The 20,542-nt window shown below is 67.0% G+C and carries 12 protein-coding genes, 1 tRNA gene and 1 pseudogene; 8 read left to right on the top strand and 6 right to left on the bottom strand.

Annotation, left to right across the window (positions count from 1 at the left end):
* Positions 1-531 (top strand): annotated as a pseudogene (locus tag ACWF62_RS11025) (hypothetical protein); the annotation flags it as partial.
* 47 nt (positions 532-578) lie between these two features.
* Here ACWF62_RS11025 and ACWF62_RS11030 read toward each other — a convergent pair.
* The 6 genes from ACWF62_RS11030 to ACWF62_RS11055 form a co-directional block, all read right to left on the bottom strand.
* The gene (locus tag ACWF62_RS11030) at positions 579-2,252 is read right to left on the bottom strand and encodes a UvrD-helicase domain-containing protein (RefSeq protein WP_452630073.1); all 1,674 of its coding nucleotides are present in this window, start codon (positions 2,250-2,252) and stop codon (positions 579-581) included.
* Complete coding sequence (locus ACWF62_RS11035) at positions 2,249-3,868, bottom strand: ATP-dependent nuclease (protein ID WP_452630075.1); 1,620 nt, start codon at positions 3,866-3,868, stop codon at positions 2,249-2,251. The genes ACWF62_RS11030 and ACWF62_RS11035 overlap by 4 nt, the downstream gene beginning before the upstream one ends.
* A gap of 247 nt (positions 3,869-4,115) precedes the next feature.
* Positions 4,116-7,436: a type I restriction endonuclease subunit R gene (locus ACWF62_RS11040; protein ID WP_452630119.1), complete on the bottom strand. Its 3,321-nt coding sequence runs from the start codon at positions 7,434-7,436 to the stop codon at positions 4,116-4,118.
* 2 nt (positions 7,437-7,438) lie between these two features.
* Positions 7,439-8,626, bottom strand: coding sequence for a restriction endonuclease subunit S (locus ACWF62_RS11045; protein WP_452630076.1), 1,188 nt, complete (start codon positions 8,624-8,626; stop codon positions 7,439-7,441).
* Complete coding sequence (locus ACWF62_RS11050) at positions 8,623-10,173, bottom strand: type I restriction-modification system subunit M (protein ID WP_452630077.1); 1,551 nt, start codon at positions 10,171-10,173, stop codon at positions 8,623-8,625. The genes ACWF62_RS11045 and ACWF62_RS11050 overlap by 4 nt, the downstream gene beginning before the upstream one ends.
* 366 nt (positions 10,174-10,539) lie before the next feature.
* Positions 10,540-10,625, bottom strand: a tRNA-Leu gene (locus tag ACWF62_RS11055).
* 161 nt (positions 10,626-10,786) lie between these two features.
* On the opposite strand from ACWF62_RS11055, the gene ACWF62_RS11060 reads away from it, so the two are divergent.
* The 7 genes from ACWF62_RS11060 to pknB all read left to right on the top strand — a co-directional run bounded on the left by ACWF62_RS11060 (position 10,787) and on the right by pknB (position 20,458).
* Positions 10,787-12,139, top strand: a complete 1,353-nt coding sequence (locus ACWF62_RS11060; RefSeq protein ID WP_452630078.1) for an FhaA domain-containing protein — start codon at positions 10,787-10,789, stop codon at positions 12,137-12,139.
* A 164-nt stretch (positions 12,140-12,303) separates the two neighbouring features.
* Positions 12,304-12,768: an FHA domain-containing protein FhaB/FipA gene (locus ACWF62_RS11065; RefSeq protein ID WP_378508712.1), complete on the top strand. Its 465-nt coding sequence runs from the start codon at positions 12,304-12,306 to the stop codon at positions 12,766-12,768.
* Positions 12,765-14,225: a PP2C family protein-serine/threonine phosphatase gene (locus ACWF62_RS11070; RefSeq protein ID WP_378569566.1), complete on the top strand. Its 1,461-nt coding sequence runs from the start codon at positions 12,765-12,767 to the stop codon at positions 14,223-14,225. The genes ACWF62_RS11065 and ACWF62_RS11070 overlap by 4 nt, the downstream gene beginning before the upstream one ends.
* Positions 14,225-15,679: an FtsW/RodA/SpoVE family cell cycle protein gene (locus ACWF62_RS11075; protein ID WP_378508710.1), complete on the top strand. Its 1,455-nt coding sequence runs from the start codon at positions 14,225-14,227 to the stop codon at positions 15,677-15,679. The genes ACWF62_RS11070 and ACWF62_RS11075 overlap by 1 nt, the downstream gene beginning before the upstream one ends.
* Positions 15,676-17,172: a peptidoglycan D,D-transpeptidase FtsI family protein gene (locus tag ACWF62_RS11080; protein ID WP_378508709.1), complete on the top strand. Its 1,497-nt coding sequence runs from the start codon at positions 15,676-15,678 to the stop codon at positions 17,170-17,172. The genes ACWF62_RS11075 and ACWF62_RS11080 overlap by 4 nt, the downstream gene beginning before the upstream one ends.
* Positions 17,169-18,524 carry a serine/threonine-protein kinase gene (locus ACWF62_RS11085; RefSeq protein WP_378508708.1) on the top strand — a complete coding sequence of 452 codons (1,356 nt, stop codon included), beginning with the start codon at positions 17,169-17,171 and terminating at the stop codon, positions 18,522-18,524. The genes ACWF62_RS11080 and ACWF62_RS11085 overlap by 4 nt, the downstream gene beginning before the upstream one ends.
* Positions 18,521-20,458, top strand: coding sequence for a Stk1 family PASTA domain-containing Ser/Thr kinase (pknB, locus tag ACWF62_RS11090; RefSeq protein WP_378508707.1), 1,938 nt, complete (start codon positions 18,521-18,523; stop codon positions 20,456-20,458). Before ACWF62_RS11085 ends, pknB begins: the two co-directional genes overlap by 4 nt.
* Positions 20,459-20,542 lie beyond the last annotated feature (84 nt).

The following is a 20,542-nucleotide window of genomic DNA, read 5'->3' on the forward strand; positions in this document are numbered from 1 at the left end:
CCGACACGTTCGAGGCGGCCTACTACGCTCAACCATCGACTCCCCAACCGGAGATGTCGCCAGCATAGGAGCGGCCAGATTCCCGGGTCGGTTCACAAAGCCACTCTCGAAGAGCAGCTCCCCGCCTTCATCCAGTACCTCGAGATCTCCGAAGCCAAAGCTCACTGGGCACGAGAAGAGGAAGCCCGCCGCTCGGAGATCCGCAAGGTCCGCTGGCACCAGGTCAGAAAGGAAGCGTTCGCTGCGCTCACCCAGCAACGCAATGCCGAGAAGCTTCGCGACGAACTGACGCGGCGCGACGCTGCCGCAGCCATGCGCGAGTATGCCAACGAGATCGATGCCGTCGCAGCTCAATCCACAGACCTCGACTCCGAAGCCGCACACGAATGGGCCAACTGGATCCGCCAACACGCCGAAACGACAGATCCGCTCAACGGGCCGCTGCACATCGTGCAGGTCACTTCCTGCAGCCACGACGAACTTCAACCGCACATGAAGGGTTGGAGCACGTACGGACCTCATCTGGGGTAGCCAACCGCCATACTGCTGGTCGTCCGGATGGACTTGCGCTCAACGGTTTACACCACGCCTCTGGGCTCTGTCGGAAGATCCTCCTCCAGATGCGCTTCGATCTCCTCCGGCGAGGAGTACTGGGCCTGGATTCCGGGCCACCATCGGCTCTGTTTGGCCTGGTACGGCCCGTACATGCCTTCCGTCATTCGCGTCCTCGTCACGACCAGGCCGTGACGAGCCCTGGAGAGCATGACCAGCAGGACGCGCTGCTCCTCATCCAGTGCGTCTCCCTGGCTGTTCCGCTTGCCCGGCAGGTGTCCTTCCTCCAGGCCGATGACGAACACCCAGTCGAACTGCTGGCCTTTGCCAGTATGTGCGTTGAGCAGGTGGACGCCGGGGCCGATCGCCTGCTTGGGATCGGAGGCCCTGATCGACCTCACCGCGGCCTTCGCCGTGACTGCATCGCTCTGCTCCAGGGTGTCGAACGCGTCGTCGACCAGCTCGCGGGCGTCGACGTCGGCGGGGTCCATTGCATCGAGCACCGCCAGCCTCGCGTCCGCGATGCTGGCTCCATGGGGCAGGGCAGCGACGGTCGACTGGATGAGGGCGACGATCCCGGGGTCGTCGATCGCGAGGTCCCATCGGCGGACTGGGAAGGCCTTCTCCTCCACGAACGCCGCGTCGATATTTTCCCTGCGCCACCCCGCACGAGTGATGATCCCGATGGATGCTTCGGGCAGCCGGTCCAGGATCGATCCCGCCAGACGCCTCAGCAATTCCGCCTCGACAGCGCGGTTCTGGAGCACAAGGGCCGCGGAGCAGCCCCTGCCTGGCCACCGCTCCGGCTGCGCGGACACCAGACCAGAGCCCGGATCGACCTGCTCGCTCACCGAGTTGACCGTCTCCAGCACCTTCGGCGAGGAGCGGTAGGACTCGTGCAGCCTGATCGGCTCGCCACAGGTCCTCCGGGCCTCCGCCTCGACCTCGGTGGGCGCGGCCCCTGCCCACGAGTAGATGCCCTGCAGGGGATCGCCGGCGAACGTCCGCCTGGACGTGCAGCTCAGCAGGGCGAGGTCGAGCTGTTGCATCGAGAGGTCTTGGAACTCGTCGACCAGTACCGCGCCGAAATGCGCTTGGTAGAGACGCGCGACCGCGGGGATGCGGAGTAGGTGCTGTGCGTGCCGGAGGAGGTCGTCGTAGTGGAGCTGATTGGTCTCCTGCCGCGACCGCTCCACCTTCTCCGCGAGCACGACCGCGTGCGCGGAACCTCGCTGTCTAATGGCCGTCAGCACCTCGACGTCCGATAGCGGTCCCCGCTTGATCTCGCTCAGGATCCGCTCGGCGTCGTACATGGCGGCCCCGCCGCCCGCTGCCTCCATCGCCCGCCGCATAGTGCTGGTCTTCGGTAGCTCCAGTCCTTCCATGTCGAGGCCGATGGTCCTGCCGTGGGCGAGGACTACCTGGGTCGCGAAGCCGTGGAGGTTGCGGACAACGATCTGCCTACGCGCTCGTGCGTGGCCCAGCACGGAGCGGAGGCGTTCTTCGAGGTTCGAGCGGGCCCGCTTGGTGAAGGTCAGAGCGAGCACGCGCTGGTTCTGCTCTAGCGAACCGATCTGATGGGCGGCGCGGTGCGCCAGGACCTCGGTCTTGCCGCATCCTGGCGGGGCGATGATCAGCAGGTGATCCTGCGCGGAAGTCGCCGCATCGCGCTGCTCCGCGCTGAGCGAGAACCCGCTCACTGCCTGCTCAGCTCGTCCAGCGCCCGCACGAGCCGCGACACGCTGCCGATCTTCTCCGCTGCGTCCGGCGTCATGGCCTCAGCGATGCACGTCGCCGCCTCGACTTTGCCCTTGTCCCTACAGAATTTCGCCACCGCTTCGGGGCTAATCGCCTCGATCGTGTCGACGCCCGCCGACTGCAGCAGCCCCTGTTCCTGGCAGAACTTTCCGTCGATGAGGGCCTTCGCCGCGACTGGGCCGCCGAGGGCGCAGGTGTACTCGTCCTCGAGGTCGGCCTTGGAGACGAACACCTTCTTGTCGACGACGTAGCGGGGCTTTCCACCGAACGCGTTCACCCAGGGGGCGCTCTCCTTGTCGTCGACCAGACCCAGAAGCGTGGGTCCGAACCCGTCGGGCCCAAGGAGCGGGAAGACGTTCCTGAACTTGTCCGCGCCGTCCAACTCGACGACCACAGCACCGAGCCGGTCGAGGTCGATGCCGAGGCTGTCGGCCACCGACTCCACGATCACCCGATCGGCGTCGCCCTCGACGAGGACGACGAAGCGCGCCGTCAGGGCCTCCAGCAGCCGCGGCGACCACCAGTGCGCGCGCACCTTCTCGACCTTCGACAGCTTAGACTCTCCGATCTGGTGGCACTTCCCGTGACGGTCTACCGCGATAACCTCCGAGGGCTCGAACCGGTGGAGGATGTACGGCGAATGCGTGACGATGATCTTCTGATTCCCGTCGCCGCTCAGGAGGTCCGCCGCCGTCCGTTGACTGGTCGGGTGCAGATGGATCTCCGGCTCGTCGATCGCGAGGACGTTCGCCGTCCCCTCTGCCAGGTCGAAGAGCGTCATGGACATGAGCTGTCGGACTCCGTCCGACTGCTCCGCCAGCGAGACCTGGCTGTCGCCTCGGTTGAGGAACATCGTCACGTCCTGGAGCACGTCGCTGGACGGATCGGTCACGCTCCGGACCGAAAAGTCGTCCTTGGCGACGGCGCGCGGCATCGAACGGCTGAGATGACTTGCGACGCGGCCCAGGAGATCCCCAACCGACTCGTTACCCGCGAGCTTCTCGTTGAATTGATCGAGGATTGCCTTCAATCCGTCCTCATTGGGTCCGAGGTTAGCGGCCGCCAGGAGCGTCCGGACCGGGCTGTGCGCGCCCTCCATCATCGACGCGCCGCGCGTCGCCTTCAGATAGCGCCAGCCGAACGCTTCCAACTGCTCGCGACTCGGCGCTCGTTCATGACCGCTCTCCGGAAACCACCGGCGGATCGACACCGCCTCGTCGTCCTCGGGATCCGGCTCGACCACCATCTGGACCCAGAGATACTCGCCGACCTGATCCTGGGCGATGCTGATCTCCGAGGGGAAGAGACGACGGCTCTCGTCCGTGAATCCCGACCACCAGGCGTTGACCACGAGAGACTGCTCCAGGTCGCGCAGGTCGCCAGGCTTCAGCGCCTGGTAGAGGCCAGCGGTGCTCGTCCCGAGGAGCAGGTTCAGCATGCGCAGGATCGATGACTTGCCCACGTCGTTCGCACCAACGATGACCGCATGCCGGCGCACTTCGAGATCCAGGTCCTGGATTCGGCTGTGGTTGGTGATTTCCACCCTGGACAGACGCATGCCCGCCTCGCCCCCTCGTGTTCTGGAGCTGAGACGCTGCTCCGAATTTACGTTCTACGACGGTCAGTGAACCAGCAGGCTCCTCAGCCTAGGTCTCGGTTCAGCGTCGATTTCTTCGCCGATCATCTCCGCCGGTTTCCCAGCAGGTCCCTGCAGATCCACCAAGCGCAAGTATCTCGGACACCACAAGCAGGATCATCGTGATGACAACCAAAGCATGATCGCACCCAGAATTCATCTGTCACAGTCAGTTTCGAGCCTGAACCTGCGCGGCAACCTCGACTGCGAAGTCCGGGTCGGAGCGGATGCGCGCCACCACGTCGTCAGCGATCTTGTTCAAGTCGAGCGGACCAGCGAGATCGGCCTCCACCGCCTGCGGGTAATTGATGTCGAGGCGTCGATTGTAGGCACTGTCACCGTCGTCGCCGTATGCGGTGAGAACGTGATCGAACACGAGATGGACCTTGCTTGTGAAGATGTCCGGCGTATACGGATCTTCCGGAAGACCCTCGTCGAGCACACGACGGATTGTGCTGTTGACGTCATTGGTGGTCGCGACCTTGCGGCGCCAGTCCTGGACGAGCTTCTCGTGGAGGTGCTCCAGGAGTTTCTTCGCGCTCTCCTTGACCATGTCGCGCTCCTCGGCCGTGAGCACGGGATCGGGCTGGGTCAGTAGGTCGAAGATCGCGAGTTCTTCCTCGGTCATGCCTTCGCGGACAGCGCGTTCTTCTTCCTCGGTGAGCGTCTTGGAAAGCTCGATGAGGCGGCGCAGGTACTCGTCGATGTTGACGCTGCCCGCGTTGTAGTCGGCGATTAGTTGTTCGATGCGCTCGACCAGTTCGTACCGCGTCGGGTTACGCAACGCCGCGCCGATGGCCTGCTGCCGCAGTAGTTGTGCGAGTCGGTCGGTCTCGGCCCGCTTGCGGCCGGCGAACTTCACCGCGAGGCCATCGAAGTCGATGAGCGATAGGTCGATCAATGGGTCAGGCATGGCGCCCTCGGCGGCGGCTCGGATGACGTACTCCTCAGCTCCGACCGACCGATCGAGCAGGGCGTCCACGGCGTTGCGCACGGCCGAGATGTCGGCCTCTTGTGGCCGGGTGACTTCAATGATCCGTTCATGCAACACCCGGATAGCGGCAACAGTGCGCTGCTGCGCGGCAGCCTTCGGGTTCGGCAGAAGCGCCTTGAAGAGCTTCCGCACTTGGCGCGCCTTAACGGTGAAGTCGTTACGGGTTTCCTCGTCGACCAGCAGGGCCTCGACAGCGGCATCACGCTTGGCGATGTGGCTGAAGCCCTCGGCATCGCGCACTGCAATGAGGTCTACACCGACGCTCGCGCAGTATGAGATCAGGTCCGCGACCGCTGAATCCAGCTCGCCGGCGAGGGCGTCGATGATCTCGATGGGGGATTCCCCGGTATTCGCAGCACCGTAGACGGCGAGAGCCTTCTCCAGGTTCCGGAAGACGCCGACGTAGTCGACAATGAGTCCGTTTTCCTTCTCCGGGAAGACGCGGTTGGCGCGTGCGATGGTCTGCATCAGCGTGTGGTTCTTCATCGGCCGGTCCAGGTAGACCGTCGACACGCTCGGGGCGTCGAAGCCGGTCATCCACATCGCGCAGACAAATACCAGCCGCAGCGGGTCGTCGGCGTCCTTGAACTTCTCGGCGAGGTCTTCGCGGTTCATCCGCTCACGGTGGGGGCGGATGTCGAGGCCGAGGTCGTCGAGCATCTTCAGTTCGTTCTGACTTTGGGAAACCACGACCGCCATGTCGGTGGTCTCCATCAGCCCGATCCGTGAGGCCAGCCAGGGACGCTCCAGCTCAGGCAGCGCATCATGCTGCCGACGCAACTCGTCGAGGTGCTCAGCCCATGCATCCTGGACGAGGTCATACATCCGTACGGCTGCGGCCTTGTCGAGGCCGACGTACATTGCCTTGCCAGAGAACCCGCGCCCGACGAAGTGCCGCACCAAGTCGGCAGCGATCGTCTTGAGCCGCTCGGGCCGGGTCAGCAGCGTGTACTGCGTGCCGAACTCCCGCGCCAGCGCACCCTCGGCATCCTCATCCAACTCGGCATCTTCGAGCAGTGCGTCAAGCTCGTCAGAAAAGCCCTCGTTGACCAGTTGCAGCTCGGGGATGCGGTTCTCGTAATACAGCGGCACGGTCGCGCCATCTTCGATGGCGTCGCGGAAGTTGTAGGTGCTGACGTAGTCGCCGAACTGCTCACGCGTCGCCTGCTCCTCGCCGGCGATCAGAGGGGTTCCGGTGAAGCCCATCATGGAAGCGTTGGGCAGTGCGCGGCGCATGTTGAGCGCGAGGGTGTCGTACTGGCTGCGGTGGGCCTCATCGGTGATGACGATGATGTCCGAGCGGTTGGACAGTACCGGCATCTCACGCTCGCCGACCGCTTTGGAAAGCTGGAACTTCTGGATCAGTGTGAAGACGTAGCGGTGGTCAGCGGTCAGCAGCTCGCGCAGGTGCGTGATTGATTCGGCGTGGACCCTCGCCTCAGGTGAGATAGCTCCGGCGTCGGCGAACTCGCCGTGAAGCTGGGTGTCGAGTTCGGTTCGGTCAGTGACCATGACGAACGTCCACTTGCCCGCGACCTGGCGGAGCACCTTTTGCGTGAACCACAGCATCGACAGTGACTTGCCGGAACCCTGCGTATGCCAGAAGACCCCGAGCCGTTTCTCCTGCTCGGAACGTGCACTGTGCAGCTTTTCGACCGCGGCGTTGACTCCGAGGTATTGGTGAGAGCGTGCGACGCTCTTGACCAGTCCACCCGGACGCTCCAGATAGGCGACGAAGTTCTCTAGCAGGTCGAGCAGGATCGCCGGGGTACACGTGCCGCGCAACGCGGTCTCCAAAGCGATCTCGCCGCGCATCCCGTTGGCGTCGATGACTTTCCAGTCACCGAAGAACTCCCATGGAGAGTACGTCGACCCCACCTTGGCCTCGCTGCCGTTTGAGAGCAGCACGAAGCAGTTGGGGACGAAGAGTTGCGGGATGGTGTCACGATAGTCGGTGAGGTTGTCGTCGTACGCCGACTTGACCGGCTCGTTCGGTTCCTTGAACTCCATCAGCACAAGTGGCACGCCGTTGACGAACAGGGCGACATCGAGTCGGCGACTGTGCAGGTGGCCCTTGACCCACATCTGCTGCACCGCCAGCAGGTCGTTGTTCGACGGATCATCCTTCAAGTCGAGGTAACGCAAAGTCTCGATGCGCTTCTCGCCGTTCTCGTCGGTCCACTCAGCCTGGTAACCGTCGCGTAGCAGGTCATTGACCTCACGGTTGGCGCGTACCCGGTCCGTGGCTGAGCGGTCCTTGGTGAGTACCTCGATAGCCTCGTTGATCGCGGTGTCGGGCACGTCCTCGGGGTTGAGCTTGCGCATCGCGAACCGGAGTCGGTGGGTGAGCACGACCTCGTGCTGAGAGTCGCGCCCTAACGTGCCCTGTGCACCAAGGGTTTCGGAGAACGCGTCGACAGGAGTCCAACCGAGCTTGGCAAGCAGCTCCATGCTTGGCTTCTCGACGTAGTCGAACTCCGGACCCTTGGCCATCATCACTACACGTGCTCCTCGATGAGTGCTTCGATATCGAGCGTTGAGATGTCGATCTGGCCGGTTACTAGCTTGGGGAGCAGAAGGTCCCTGATCTCCGCCAGGCGATCTGACTCCTTGCGGATAGCTTCTGTCATTTCGAACATCGGGAAGACCACCAAGTCCCATCGATTGATCAAATCGGCGGGCGGCATAACCGTGGGGAGTGCATGCACGACCTTCCTGTCCAAACTAGGAACGGCGGCCCCGGACGCCGCCCGCTTCAGATCCAACTCCGTGAGCAAGAAATAGGCATAGCGAGGCGTCGCGAGACGGAACTCTTTGACCCATAGCGACGTGTTCAGCGGCCAGAACGCGTGAGAAACATACGTCACTACGCCTATCGTCCCACTTCGCCCAGTCGTGACCCCTGGTCCTTCTGATTTCGGAATGGAATGGCTTCCTTGCACTCCCGATGCACCAATGACCGGAATGTCGCCAACTTCACGGTTCTTCAGGGGAAGGTCGAAGCCACGCTGAAGAACGAGGAGCGACTCCACCGGGCCGACGACCCACCCTTGCGGAATCGAGCCGAGGCTGGAGTCGACGAAGGGTACTTCTTCGTGGCCGGGGTAGCGGAACTTCACGAACCACTCGAGGTAGATGGCCCGCGCCATCTCTTCCAACACCTCAACCCGCCGACGATTGTTCGCGATCAGGTCGTCGATTGCGTCGAGGACTGCGCCGACGACCGCCTGCGAACTCCTCGGAAGCAGTGGGATCTCGACAGCCTTCAGTTCTGGTTGCCTGATGCCGCTCACTGTCGTCCCGCTCGCGCGTCGACGCAAGCTCGCTTGCGCATTCGGCGAGCGGAGGTAGTGGAAGAAGTAGCTGGGGTCGACTAGGCCAGGATCAGGCCGAAGGAGGATGACCCGCTGTGCCAGCGCAATTTTGGCGTCTAGCCCAACCCGGGCAACTTCACCCAGCGGAGCTTCTGTGGTAATGAGGACATCGCCAGACTTCGGCAACCCTCTTCGCATCCAAGTCTCGTAGGTGGCCTCGGCGATGTACTCGCGCCGATCGGTCAAGATGGTCCCGCCCTTGATCACTTTCGCCGTGATCAGCGGCACTCCTGCTTCCGTTTTGGGCGGCGTCTTGCCTCGGTAATCGATCAGCGTCTCTACCAGTTCACCGATCGTTGACTCGGTGCTCATACGTCGAGAATTCCTTGCACCGCCGCGTCGACCTTGGCCCGAAGCAAGTCGGCCTCACTACTCAACTTAGTGAACTCCTCGTACAGCTCTTCGAGCTTGACCACGAAGTCTTCGTCATCCTCGTCGACGGCGGCTGAGCCGGCGTAGCGACCGGGGTTGAGGCTCCACCCTTGTGTCTTGATGTCGGTGCGAGTCGCGACCTTGCACAGCCCAGGAACGTCGACGTACGCGCCGTCGGGGAAGTGCTGCTCGATCAGGGTTTCGCTGCCTGCGAACTTCTCGACGTCTTCGCCTCGGTAGAGCCGCACGACGTTGGCGAGGAACTCGATCTGCTCCGGAGTGAAGTCGCGGTGGGCGCGGTCGATCTGGTTGTAGATGTGGCGTGCGTCGAGGAACAGCACGGTGTCCTCGCGTGGCGTGCCGATCTTGGCCTTGTCGAAGAACCACAGCGTCACCGGGAGTGTCACTGTGTAGAAGAAGTTTGGACTGATCGAGACCATCACGTCGACTGCCCCGGACTCGATGATCTGCTTGCGGATCTCCTTCTCGGAGTGGCCAGCGTCGCCCGCCGAGTTGGCCATAACAAAGCCGGCGCGACCCTTCGGCCCAAGAGATGCATAGAACTGCTGGATCCACAGGTAGTTGGCGTTGTCAGGTCTGGGGACGCCGAACGGGTAGCGCTTGTCGCCGGCGAGCTGCTCCTTCTTGACCTTGTCAACATTGAACGGCGGATTGGCCATGACGTAGTCGAAGGCACCGACCGCGTCGTGTGGGTCTTCGTAGTAGCTGTTGGCTCGCTTGATATCGCCGGAGAGGCCGTGGAGAGCGAGGTTCATCTTCGCGAGCGGAACCGTGTCCTCTGTCTTCTCCGCACCGAGTATGGAGAGCGTGCGGGTGGCTGACTCGTGGTGGCGCTCAACGAACTTGGCGCACTGAACGAACATGCCGCCCGAGCCACAGGCCGGGTCGAAGACGCGGCCCTGGAACGGCTCGAGGACGTCCACGATGAGCCGGACGATCGAGTACGGCGTGAAGTATTCGCCGCCGCCCTTGCCTTCCTGGGCGGCGAAATTGGAGAGGAAGTCCTCGTAGATGAAGCCGAAGGCGTCGCCTTCGAGCTGGGTGGGCAGCGGAGCGAACAGGCGCAGCAGCTCGATCAGTGTCGAGCGCTCAAGCTTCTGGTAGCCGCGGGGGAGGATGTCTTTAAGTTCCGGGTTGGCGGCCTCGATGCCCTTGATGGCCTCGTCGACGGCCTTGCCGATGTCATCACCCTCAGGCAGGCCGACCAGGTGCGATAGACGCGCTTCATCGGGTACGTAGAGCACCGACTTCGCCTTGTAGTCCGCGATCGTCGCGGGGTTGCGCTTGGTGGCCTTTGCCTCGACCTCGTGACGGACTGCTTCGAAGCGGTTCTCGGCGTATGCGAGGAACACCAACCCCAGCACCGGGTCGCGGTACTGAACCGGCGTCAGCTTCGAGTTGGCTCGCAGTTCGTCGGCGGCGGACCACAGGGTCGCACGCACCTTGGCGAGGTCGGTAGTTTTCATGTTGCGAGATTAGCTGGGGGTTACACCGGTTCGGCGCTAACCTCGCCCTGCTGGCAGCGCCCCGCAGCGTGGCGGAATTTCCCAGGAGAGCCCACAGGTGTGTGCCTCCGTCACTGTGAGCGAACTAAGGTGTGGCCCCGACCCGCGTCACCCTCACGAGCGTTGGGTTGTGCCTACCCCGCCTCGAGTCGGGGATCGCATCACGCAAACCGCAGGGGAGATGGTGTCGTCAGGAATGGGGACTGGCACACCCTCGTCCCCACACAGGCAGGAAGGGAACTCGCATGGCGAGATCAACAAAAAGGACGAGGTCACGAACTCTTTCGAGTTCGTGACCTCGTCCTGTGCAGTTCGTGGAACTGCTCCTGGTGGGCGAAGGGGGACTTGAACCCCCACGTCCCGAAGGACACTGGCACCTGAAGCCAGCGCGTCTGCCATTCCGCCACTCGCCCGAGCGACGCTGGAAACACTAGCACGCACCATGACGAAATCACGATTCGCCCGTCTGACCTGCGGCGATGCGCGCCGCCGATGACGTTGTCGCGCGTCACGGATACCATGCAGAAGCGGTCGCGGTTGACCGCGACACGCGGCGAGGTCGAGAGGAGGCGACGTGGGTATCGTCCAGCGCTTCGAACGGAAGCTTCAGGGCGCCGTCGGCGACGGTCTGGCCCGGGTCTTCGGCGGAGGAGTCGTTCCCCAGGAGGTCGAGTCCGCGCTGCAGCGCGAGGCGGTCGACGGGTTGCAGCGGCTCGACGGCGGGCACACGCTCGCCCCGAACTCCTACGTGATCACGATCAACGAGTCCGATCACGAGGAACTGTCCTCGGATCGGGAATTGACGGTGCGGGCGTTCTCCCGCCACCTTGAGGACTTCATCCGTGACCAGGGGTGGCAGACCTATGGGCCGGTTTCCGTTCGGTTCGAGGCATCACCCACACTGCACACGGGGCAGTTCCGGACCAGTGGTGCGGTGGATCCGGATGTGGGGACAACCCCTCCCCCTCGACCGAATCGGCAAGTAGCCTTACCGCCCGCGAACGCACGACCCTCCGCACCGAAGAATTCAGGAGCTGGCCAGATGACCCAGAACCCAGGTTTCGACCCCTCGCGTGAGCCCGCCGACGAGGGTCGCTACCCGCAGGACCGGCAGGTCAGCGCCCAGAATGGCAACGCCTACCCGAGCTACTCCGCGGCGGGCGGCGGCTACGACCAGCCCCGCAACGGCTACGCGCAGGGCGGCGCGCAGCAGCGCAACGGTGCCGAGTACCCGGCGAACCCGTACCCGCAGACGGACTACGCGAACCCGTACCCGCCGAACCCCGACTACGCGCAGGGCGGCAGCGACTACGCCTCGGCCGACTACGCGCAGCAGGACTACGCGAACCCGTACCCGCCGAACCCGGACTACCCGGCCTACGGCCAGCAGCAGCCCGACTACGCGCAGCAGGACTACGCGAACCCGTACCCGCCGAACCCGGACTACCCGGCCTACGGTCAGCAGCAGCCCGACTACGCGCAGCAGGCCGACTACGGGCAGCAGGACTACGCGAACCCGTACCCGCCGAGCGCCGACTACCCGGCCTACGGCCAGCAGCAGGGCTACGGCCAGCAGCCGCAGCAGCAGTACGGGCAGCCGTACGGCGGCGACTTCCAGGGCGGCTTCGAGCAGAACCGCGCCCTCACCGCGACCCTGCAGCTCGAGGACGGCAGCGGCCGCAACTTCCAGCTGCGGGAGGGCCGCAACGTGATCGGCCGCGGCCAGGAGGCCCAGTTCCGGCTCCCCGACACCGGTGTCTCCCGCCGCCACATCGAGGTCCGCTGGGACGGCCAGGTCGCGATGCTGTCGGACCTCGGTTCCACCAACGGCACCACCGTCAACGGCGCTCCCGTGCAGGACTGGCAGCTGGCCGACGGCGACGTGATCCGGGCCGGGCACTCCGAGATCCTGGTGCGTATCGTCTAGTTACCGGACAGTTACCCAGTCCGACGTGGCCAACCCGACAGCAGCGGAACTCCGCAGGAATTCCGTATTGTGGTTCGGGCGTCCCTGATGCGATCGACAACCGCCGCATCGCCATACGACGCTGTCGGCACGACGCCGCACGCACGAGGAGGAGGTGGACCGCTGTGCAGGGACTCATCCTGCAGTTGACCAGGGCCGGCTTCCTGCTGCTCCTGTGGTTGTTCGTGTGGGCGGTCCTGCGCACCCTGCGCAACGACGTCTACGCCGCGGCGGGCGTTCGGATCCCGCCCCGCGGCCGCAGCGCGTCGTCCGTGCTGCCGACGTTCGGGAAGCCGAAGGTCGCGAAGAACCTCGTCGTGACGCAGGGCTCCCTCGCGGGCACCCGGATCACGCTCGGCACCCAGCCGGTGCTCATCGGCCGCGCCGACGACTCGACGCTGGTGCTCACCGACGACTACGCCTCCACCCGGCACGCCCGCATCTCCCCCCGCGGAACCGACTGGTACGTGGAGGATCTCGGCTCCACCAACGGCACCTACCTCGACCGGGCCCGCGTCACCACCGCGGTCCGGGTGCCGCTCGGCACCCCGGTTCGGGTCGGCAAGACCGTGATCGAGCTCCGCCCGTGACCCTCGTCCTGCGCTACGCAGCGCGCAGCGACCGCGGCCTCGTGCGGTCCAACAACGAGGACTCCGTCTACGCCGGCGCCCGCCTGCTGGCCCTCGCCGACGGCATGGGCGGGCACGCCGCGGGCGAGGTCGCCTCGCAGCTGATGATCGCCGCGCTGGCGCACCTCGACGACGACGAACCCGGCGACGACCTGCTCGGCAAGCTGGAGGCCGCCACCCGGCACGGTAACGCCGCCATCGCCGAACAGGTCGAGGAGGAACCCGAACTCGACGGCATGGGCACCACCCTGACCGCGATCCTGTTCGCGGGCAGCAAGCTCGGCCTCGTGCACATCGGCGATTCCCGCGCCTACCTGCTCCGCGACGACGCGCTCACCCAGATCACCCGCGACGACACCTTCGTGCAGTCCCTCGTCGACGAGGGCCGCATCACCGCCGAACAGGCACACACCCACCCGCAGCGGTCGCTGATCATGCGGGCGTTGACCGGCAACGAGATCGAGCCGACGCTGACCGTCCGCGAGGCCCGCGCCGGCGACCGGTACCTGCTGTGCTCCGACGGACTGTCCGACGTCGTCAGCGACGAGACCATCGCCGACGTCCTGCGCGGCGGCACCCCCGCCGACTCGGCGGACCGGCTGATCGAGTTGGCGTTGCGCAGCGGCGGACCCGACAACGTCACCGTCGTCGTCGCCGACGTCATCGACCTGGACTACGGTCCGAGCCGCCCGATCGTCGGGGGCGCCGCCTCCGACGAGGAGGAGGACACCCCGCCGCCGGACACCGCAGCGGGCCGCGCCGCCGCGATGCGTCCGCCGCGGGCCACCCCGCGCCGGGTGACCGTCACCGAACCGGAACCGAAGAAGAGTCACCGGATGCGGTGGACCCTGATCTCGCTCGGCCTGGTCGTCGCGCTCGCGGTCGGGCTGCTCATCGGGCGGGCCCTGATCCGCAATAACTACTACGTCGGCGCCGACGACGGTCGCGTCGCCGTGCTGCGCGGGGTGCCCGGCTCCGTCCTCGGGTACTCGCTACAGGAGGTCGACCTCGTCGGCTGCGTCACCGAGGACGGCGACCTGACGCTGGTCGCCACCGATATCACCCCCACATCCTGCACGGCGCTGATGGTCGACGACCTGCAGCCGTCCGCGCGGGAACAGGTCCGGGCCGGGTTGCCGTCCGGGTCGCTCGCCGATGCGAAGGACCAGATGCACCGGCTCACCGACGGGGACCTCCTCCCGGTGTGCACGCCGCTGACCACCAGCACGCAACCCACCCCGACCCCGACCCCGGCCCCCGCGCCCGCCCCGGCCCCCACCCCGGTCCCCGCGCCGGGAGCACCCCCCGCGCCCCCGGCGCCGCCCGCCCCGGCACCCGTACCGACCACGGAAGCGGCCCCGCCGACGGAGACGACGCTGCCTCAGGTCCCGGGACAGAATTGCAGGACCGGTAGCTGATGTCCGTGTCCTCGGCACCCTCGGGTGCCTCCTTCCCGAGCCCACCCGGCGGTTTCGCCCCCGCACCCCCTCCGTCGAACCGCCGCGGTGTGGAACTGCTGCTGATCGGCGCCGCCATCGCGATCACCACCCTGTCGTTGGTGCTCGTCGAGATCAGCCAGGAACAGGCCCTCACCTGGGACCTCGCCAAGTATGCGATCGCGTACGCGGTCCTGTTCCTCGTCGCGCACGCCGCGGTCCGCCGGTTCGCGCCGCACGCCGACCCGCTGCTGCTGCCGATCGTCGCGCTGCTCAACGGCCTCGGCCTGGTCCTGATCCACCGGCTCGACCTCGCGGACGCGTCCAGCGCCGCCTACTTCGGTAGGGAGGCGCCGTCCCCGGACGCCACCCAGCAGGTGCTGTGGACGGCGCTCGCGATTGCCGGGTTCATCGCGGTGCTGGTGCTGCTGCGCGATTACCGGCTGCTCGCGCGGTACAGCTATACCCTCGGCCTCGCCGGGCTGGTGCTGCTCGCGATCCCCGCGATCCTGCCGTCGTCGATGTCCGAGGTGAACGGCGCCAAGATCTGGATCAAGCTGCCGTTCTTCAGCATTCAGCCGGGCGAGTTCGCGAAGATCCTGCTGATCATTTTCTTCGCGTCGGTCCTGGTGTCGAAACGCGAACTGTTCACCACCGCGGGCAAGCACGTCTTCGGCCTCGACCTGCCGCGCGCCCGCGACCTCGGCCCGATCCTCGTCGCCTGGGTGGTGTCGATCGGCGTGCTGGTGCTCGAGAAGGACCTCGGCACCTCGCTGCTGCTGTTCGGCACCGTGCTGGTGATGCTGTACGTCGCGACGGAACGGGCCGGCTGGCTGGTGATCGGCGGCGGCCTGCTCGCGCTCGGCTTCGTCCTCGCCTACCAGATGTTCGGGCACGTCCGGGTCCGCGTGCACACCTGGCTCGACCCGCTCGCCGACTACAACAACACCGGCTACCAGATCTCCCAGTCGCTGTTCGGGCTTGCCACCGGCGGCGTCGCCGGCACCGGGCTGGGCAGCGGCAGGCCGTCGCAGGTCCCGTTCGCGAAGACCGACTTCATCGTCGCCACGATCGGTGAGGAACTCGGCCTGATCGGGCTCGCCGCGGTGCTGATGCTGTTCCTGATCTTCGTCATCCGCGGCCTGCGCACCGCGCTCGCGGTCCGGGACAGCTTCGGCAAGCTGCTCGCCGCTGGCCTGTCGTTCACGATCGCGATCCAGCTGTTCGTCGTCGTCGGCGGCGTCACCAAGCTGATCCCGCTGACCGGTCTGACCACCCCGTTCATGTCGTACGGCGGCTCGTCGCTGCTGGCGAACTACCTGCTGCTGGCGCTGCTGATGAAGATCTCCGACGCCGCCCGCACCCCACCGGAACCGAAGCAGAAGGGACCCGCACCGATCGCGGACGCACCGACGGAAATGCTGAGGCGCACATGAACACCCCGCTGCGCCGGGTCGCGATGGCCGTGATGGTGATGGTCGTCGCGCTCCTCGCCAACGCCACCTACGTGCAGGTCATCAAGGCCGACGACCTGCGCACCGACCCGCGGAACTCGCGGGTGCTGCTCGACGAGTACTCCCGCCAGCGCGGGCAGATCTCGGCGGGCGGGCAGGTGCTGGCCGCGTCCGTCCCCACCGACGACCGGTACAAGTACCTGCGCACCTACCCGCCGAACCCGTCGTCGCCGTCCAGCCCGTTCGCGAACGCCCCCGTCACCGGCTTCTACTCGATGCTCTACGGCAACACCGGCCTCGAACGCGCCGAGGACGCGATCCTCAACGGCTCCGACAACCGGCTGTTCGGGCGCCGCTTCTTCGACCTGGTCTCCGGCCGCGACCCGCGCGGCGGCAACGTCGTCACCACCATCGACCCGGTGGTCCAGCAGGTCGCCTACGACCAGCTCACCGCGAAGGGCTACACCGGGTCCGTCGTCGCGATCGAACCGAGCACCGGGCAGGTCCTCGCGATGGCCAGCACCCCCAGCTACGACCCGAACCTGCTCGCCAGCCACGACGGCAAGGTCAGCACGCAGGCGTGGGAGGACCTCAACGCCGACCCGGACAAGCCGCTGCTCAACCGGGCCGTGTCGCAGACCTACCCGCCGGGGTCGACGTTCAAGGTGGTCGTCACCGCCGCCGCGCTGGCGAACGGAACGACCCCCGACGAGCAGCTGACCGCGGCGCCGAACATCACCCTGCCCGGCACCACGACCACCCTGGAGAACTACGACGGCACCACCTGCGGCGGCGGCCCAACCGCGTCGCTGCGGGAGGCGTTCGCGCGGTCCTGCAACACCGCGTTCGTCGAGCTCGGCATCCGCACCGGCGCCGACGCGTTGAAGGATCAGGCGTCGGCGTTCGGGATCACCGCGGACTCGCCGGGCATCCCGATCCCGGTCGCGGACGGCACCGTCGGATCGATCCCCGACGACGCCGCGCTCGGCCAGTCCAGCATCGGGCAGCGGGACGTGGCGCTCACCCCGCTCGAGAACGCGGTGATCGCGGCGACCGTCGCCAACGGCGGCGTCCGGATGCAGCCGCACCTCGTCGCGCAGCTGCAGAGCCCGGACCTGTCCGACCTGGCCACCACCGCGCCCGAATCGAAGGGACAGGCGGTGTCCCCGCAGGTCGCGGCCACCCTGACCGACCTGATGATCGGGTCGGAGAACAACACCGGCGGCGGGAACAAGATCCCGGGCGTGCAGATCGCGTCCAAGACCGGCACCGCCGAGCACGGCAACGACCCGCGGAACACGCCGCCGCACGCCTGGTACATCGGGTTCGCGCCCGCCGCGAACCCGACGGTCGCGATCGCGGTCATCGTCGAGGACGGCGGCGACCGCGGCGCCGCGGCCACCGGCGGCTCGGTGGCCGCACCGATCGGCCGGGCCGTGATCGCCGCTGCCCTGCAGCGGGAGGGGGAACGATGAGTCTGCAGAACGGCGCGGTCATCGCGAACCGGTACCGGCTGCTCCGCCTGATCGCCACCGGCGGCATGGGCCAGGTGTGGGAGGCGACGGACAACCGGCTGCACCGCCGCGTCGCCGTCAAGGTCCTCAAGTCGGAGTTCTCCTCCGACCCCGAGTTCCTGGAGCGGTTCCGCATCGAGGCCCGCACCACCGCCCAGCTGAACCATCCGGGGATCGCGGGCATCTACGACTACGGCGAGACCCGCGACGCGGCGGGCGCGGCCACCGCCTACCTGGTGATGGAGCTGGTCAACGGGGAGCCGCTCAACGCGGTCCTCGCGCGGGTCGGACGGCTGTCGCTGCCGCACGCGCTGGACATGCTCGAGCAGACCGGTCGCGCGCTGGAGGCGGCGCACGCGGGCGGCGTCGTGCACCGCGACGTCAAACCCGGCAACATCCTGATCACCCCGACCGGGCAGGTGAAGATCACCGACTTCGGGATCGCGAAGGCGGTCGAGGCGTCCCCGGTCACCCGCACCGGCATGGTGATGGGCACCGCGCAGTACATCGCCCCGGAGCAGGCCCTCGGGCAGGACGCCACCCCGGCCAGCGACGTGTACGCGCTCGGCGTCGTCGGCTACGAGGCGCTGTCCGGGCACCGCCCGTTCAGCGGGGACGGCGCGCTGACCGTCGCGATGAAGCACGTGCAGGAGGTGCCAGCGCCGCTGCCCGCGGACCTGCCACCGAACGTGCGGGAACTGATCGAGATCACGATGGCGAAGGACCCCGCCGCCCGCTACCACAGCGGCGGCGAGTTCGGGGACGCCGTCGCCGCCGTCCGGGCCGGTGCCCGGCCGCCGATGCCGGGCTCCGGCGCACCGACCGTCGCGGTCGCACCACCCACCGCGGCCACCCAGGTGCTGACCTCGTCGACCGATGCCTATGCTGGGCCCGATCCGGTGGCGGACCCGCCACCATCCGGGCTGACCCCCGGTCAGCGGGCCCTGGCCTGGGGCGGCGGCGCCCTGGTGCTGCTGGCACTGCTGCTCGGCGGCTGGGTGCTGCTGACCGGGGGTGACGGGCAACCGCCGAGCCCGGGCGCACCGACGACCACCCGGACGCCGGTGACCACCACCCACGCACCGACGACCACCCGGCCGACGACCACCGAACGAACAACGGAGTGGACCACGGAGCAGACGACGGAACCGACGACCCTGTGGACGACGGAACCGACGACGACCACCGAGCCGCCGACCACCACGCTGGAACGGACCACGACGACGACCACCGAGCCGCCGACCACCACGACCGAGACCACCACCGAGACCACGACCGAGACGACGACCTCGGCTTCCCAAGGACAGCCATGACCACACCGCGCAAACTCTCCTCCCGCTACGAGCTGGGCGAGATTCTCGGCTTCGGTGGCATGTCCGAGGTGCACCTGGCCCGCGACCTGCGGCTCAGCCGCGACGTCGCGATCAAGGTGCTGCGCGCCGACCTGGCCCGCGACCCCACGTTCTACCTGCGGTTCCGCCGCGAGGCACAGAACGCGGCCGCGTTGAACCATCCGGCGATCGTCGCCGTCTACGACACCGGCGAGGCCGAGACCGACGGCGGTCCGCTGCCGTACATCGTGATGGAGTACGTCGACGGCGTCACCCTGCGTGACATCGTCCGCGGCGAGGGCCCGATGGCGCCGCGCCGCGCGATGGAGGTCATCGCCGACGTGTGCGCGGCGCTCGACTTCAGCCACCGCAACGGCATCGTGCACCGCGACATCAAGCCCGCGAACATCATGATCAACCGTTCCGGTGCGGTGAAGGTGATGGACTTCGGCATCGCCCGCGCGATCTCGGACAGCTCCAGCCCGATGACGCAGACCGCCGCGGTGATCGGCACCGCGCAGTACCTCTCGCCCGAGCAGGCCCGCGGCGAGCAGGTCGACGCCCGCTCCGACGTGTACTCGCTCGGCTGCGTGCTGTTCGAGGTCCTCACCGGGGAACCGCCGTTCAAGGGCGACTCCCCGGTCGCGGTCGCCTACCAGCACGTCAAGGAGGATCCGGCGCTGCCGTCGTCGGTGAACCCCGACATTCCGCGCGAGCTGGACTCGGTGATCCTCAAGGCGATGAGCAAGAACCCCGCCAACCGGTACCAGAGCGCCGCCGAGATGCGCAGCGACCTGGTGCGGGTGCTCGGCGGGCAGCGCCCCTCCGCGCCGATGGTGATGAACGACGAGGACCGCACCACCATCCTCGGTGCCGTCGACACCAACTCCGGCCGGTACGCGGCGACCCCGCCTGCCGCAGCGACCCCCACCGCCGCTGCTGCCGCGGTGCCGCCGCAGCAGCAGGACGGCTCCCGCAAGGCGCTGAAGATGACGCTGCTCGCGGTCGCCGCGCTCGCGGTGATCGGCATCGTCGGTGCATTCCTGTGGTCGCTCGGCCCCGGGTCGAAGGCCGCGCAGGTCACCATCCCCGACGTCACCAACCAGGCGTCGCAGGCCGCGCAGACCGAACTGCAGAACCTCGGCTTCCGGGTGCAGACGCAGCAGAAGCCCAGTGATGTCGTCGCGACCGGCAACGTCGTCGCCACCATCCCGGTCGCAGGCTCCCGCGCCGACGAGGGCACGGTCGTCACCCTCGACGTGTCGTCGGGGCCGCAGCAGGTGGAGGTGCCGAAGCTGACCGGGATGACCCAGTCGCAGGCCGCGCAGGCGCTGAACGCGGCCGGGTTGGCGCTCGACCCGAGCGTGGAGCGGGCGCCGTCGTCCGCCGACGAACTCGACAAGGTCACCGCCCAGCAGCCCGCGTCGGGTGCCACCGTCGACCTCAACGGCACCGTGCAGGTGACCCTCGGCAGCGGCCCCGAACAGGTCCGCGTCCCGAACGTCGTCGGGCAGACCCTCGAGGTCGCGCAGCCGAACGTCGAGGGCGCCGGGTTCAAGGTCGAGGTGGAGAACGTCGACTCCGGCAGGCCGAAGGGGCAGGTGGTGTCCACCGACCCGACCGGCGGCGGGACCGCGGCCCGCGGCAGCACCGTCAAGCTGAAGGTGTCCAACGGCAACATGATCCAGATGCCGGACCTGTCGAACCAGACCGTGTCGAAGGCGCTCGACTCGCTGCGCCGAGCAGGGTGGACCGGCTCGACCAGCCAGCTGGTGCAACATCCGGAGGCGACCCTCGAAACCGATCAGGTCGGGAAGGTGGTCACGCAGACGCAGCCGCCGGGGTCCGAGGTGTCGAAGACCGCGTCCATCACGGTCGGCATCGGCCAGCTCGGCATCCCGAGCGGCAACCGCTAGCCCGGCCCCGCCCTCGCCCGCCCGGCCTGAGCAACCCCGCCCCGCCCGGCCTGACCCGCCCGCCCGGCCAACCCCGCCCCGCCT

Source organism: Rhodococcus sp. NPDC054953 (assembly GCF_053609225.1).

Coding starts and splice junctions, on each gene's coding strand:
- pknB (WP_378508707.1), top strand. CDS start 18,521: ATGACCACACCGCGCAAACTCTCCTCCCGCTACGAGCTGGGCGAGATT.
- ACWF62_RS11075 (WP_378508710.1), top strand. CDS start 14,225: ATGTCCGTGTCCTCGGCACCCTCGGGTGCCTCCTTCCCGAGCCCACCC.
- ACWF62_RS11040 (WP_452630119.1), bottom strand. CDS start 7,436: ATGATGGCCAAGGGTCCGGAGTTCGACTACGTCGAGAAGCCAAGCATG.
- ACWF62_RS11085 (WP_378508708.1), top strand. CDS start 17,169: ATGAGTCTGCAGAACGGCGCGGTCATCGCGAACCGGTACCGGCTGCTC.
- ACWF62_RS11050 (WP_452630077.1), bottom strand. CDS start 10,173: ATGAAAACTACCGACCTCGCCAAGGTGCGTGCGACCCTGTGGTCCGCC.
- ACWF62_RS11080 (WP_378508709.1), top strand. CDS start 15,676: ATGAACACCCCGCTGCGCCGGGTCGCGATGGCCGTGATGGTGATGGTC.
- ACWF62_RS11045 (WP_452630076.1), bottom strand. CDS start 8,626: ATGAGCACCGAGTCAACGATCGGTGAACTGGTAGAGACGCTGATCGAT.
- ACWF62_RS11035 (WP_452630075.1), bottom strand. CDS start 3,868: ATGCGTCTGTCCAGGGTGGAAATCACCAACCACAGCCGAATCCAGGAC.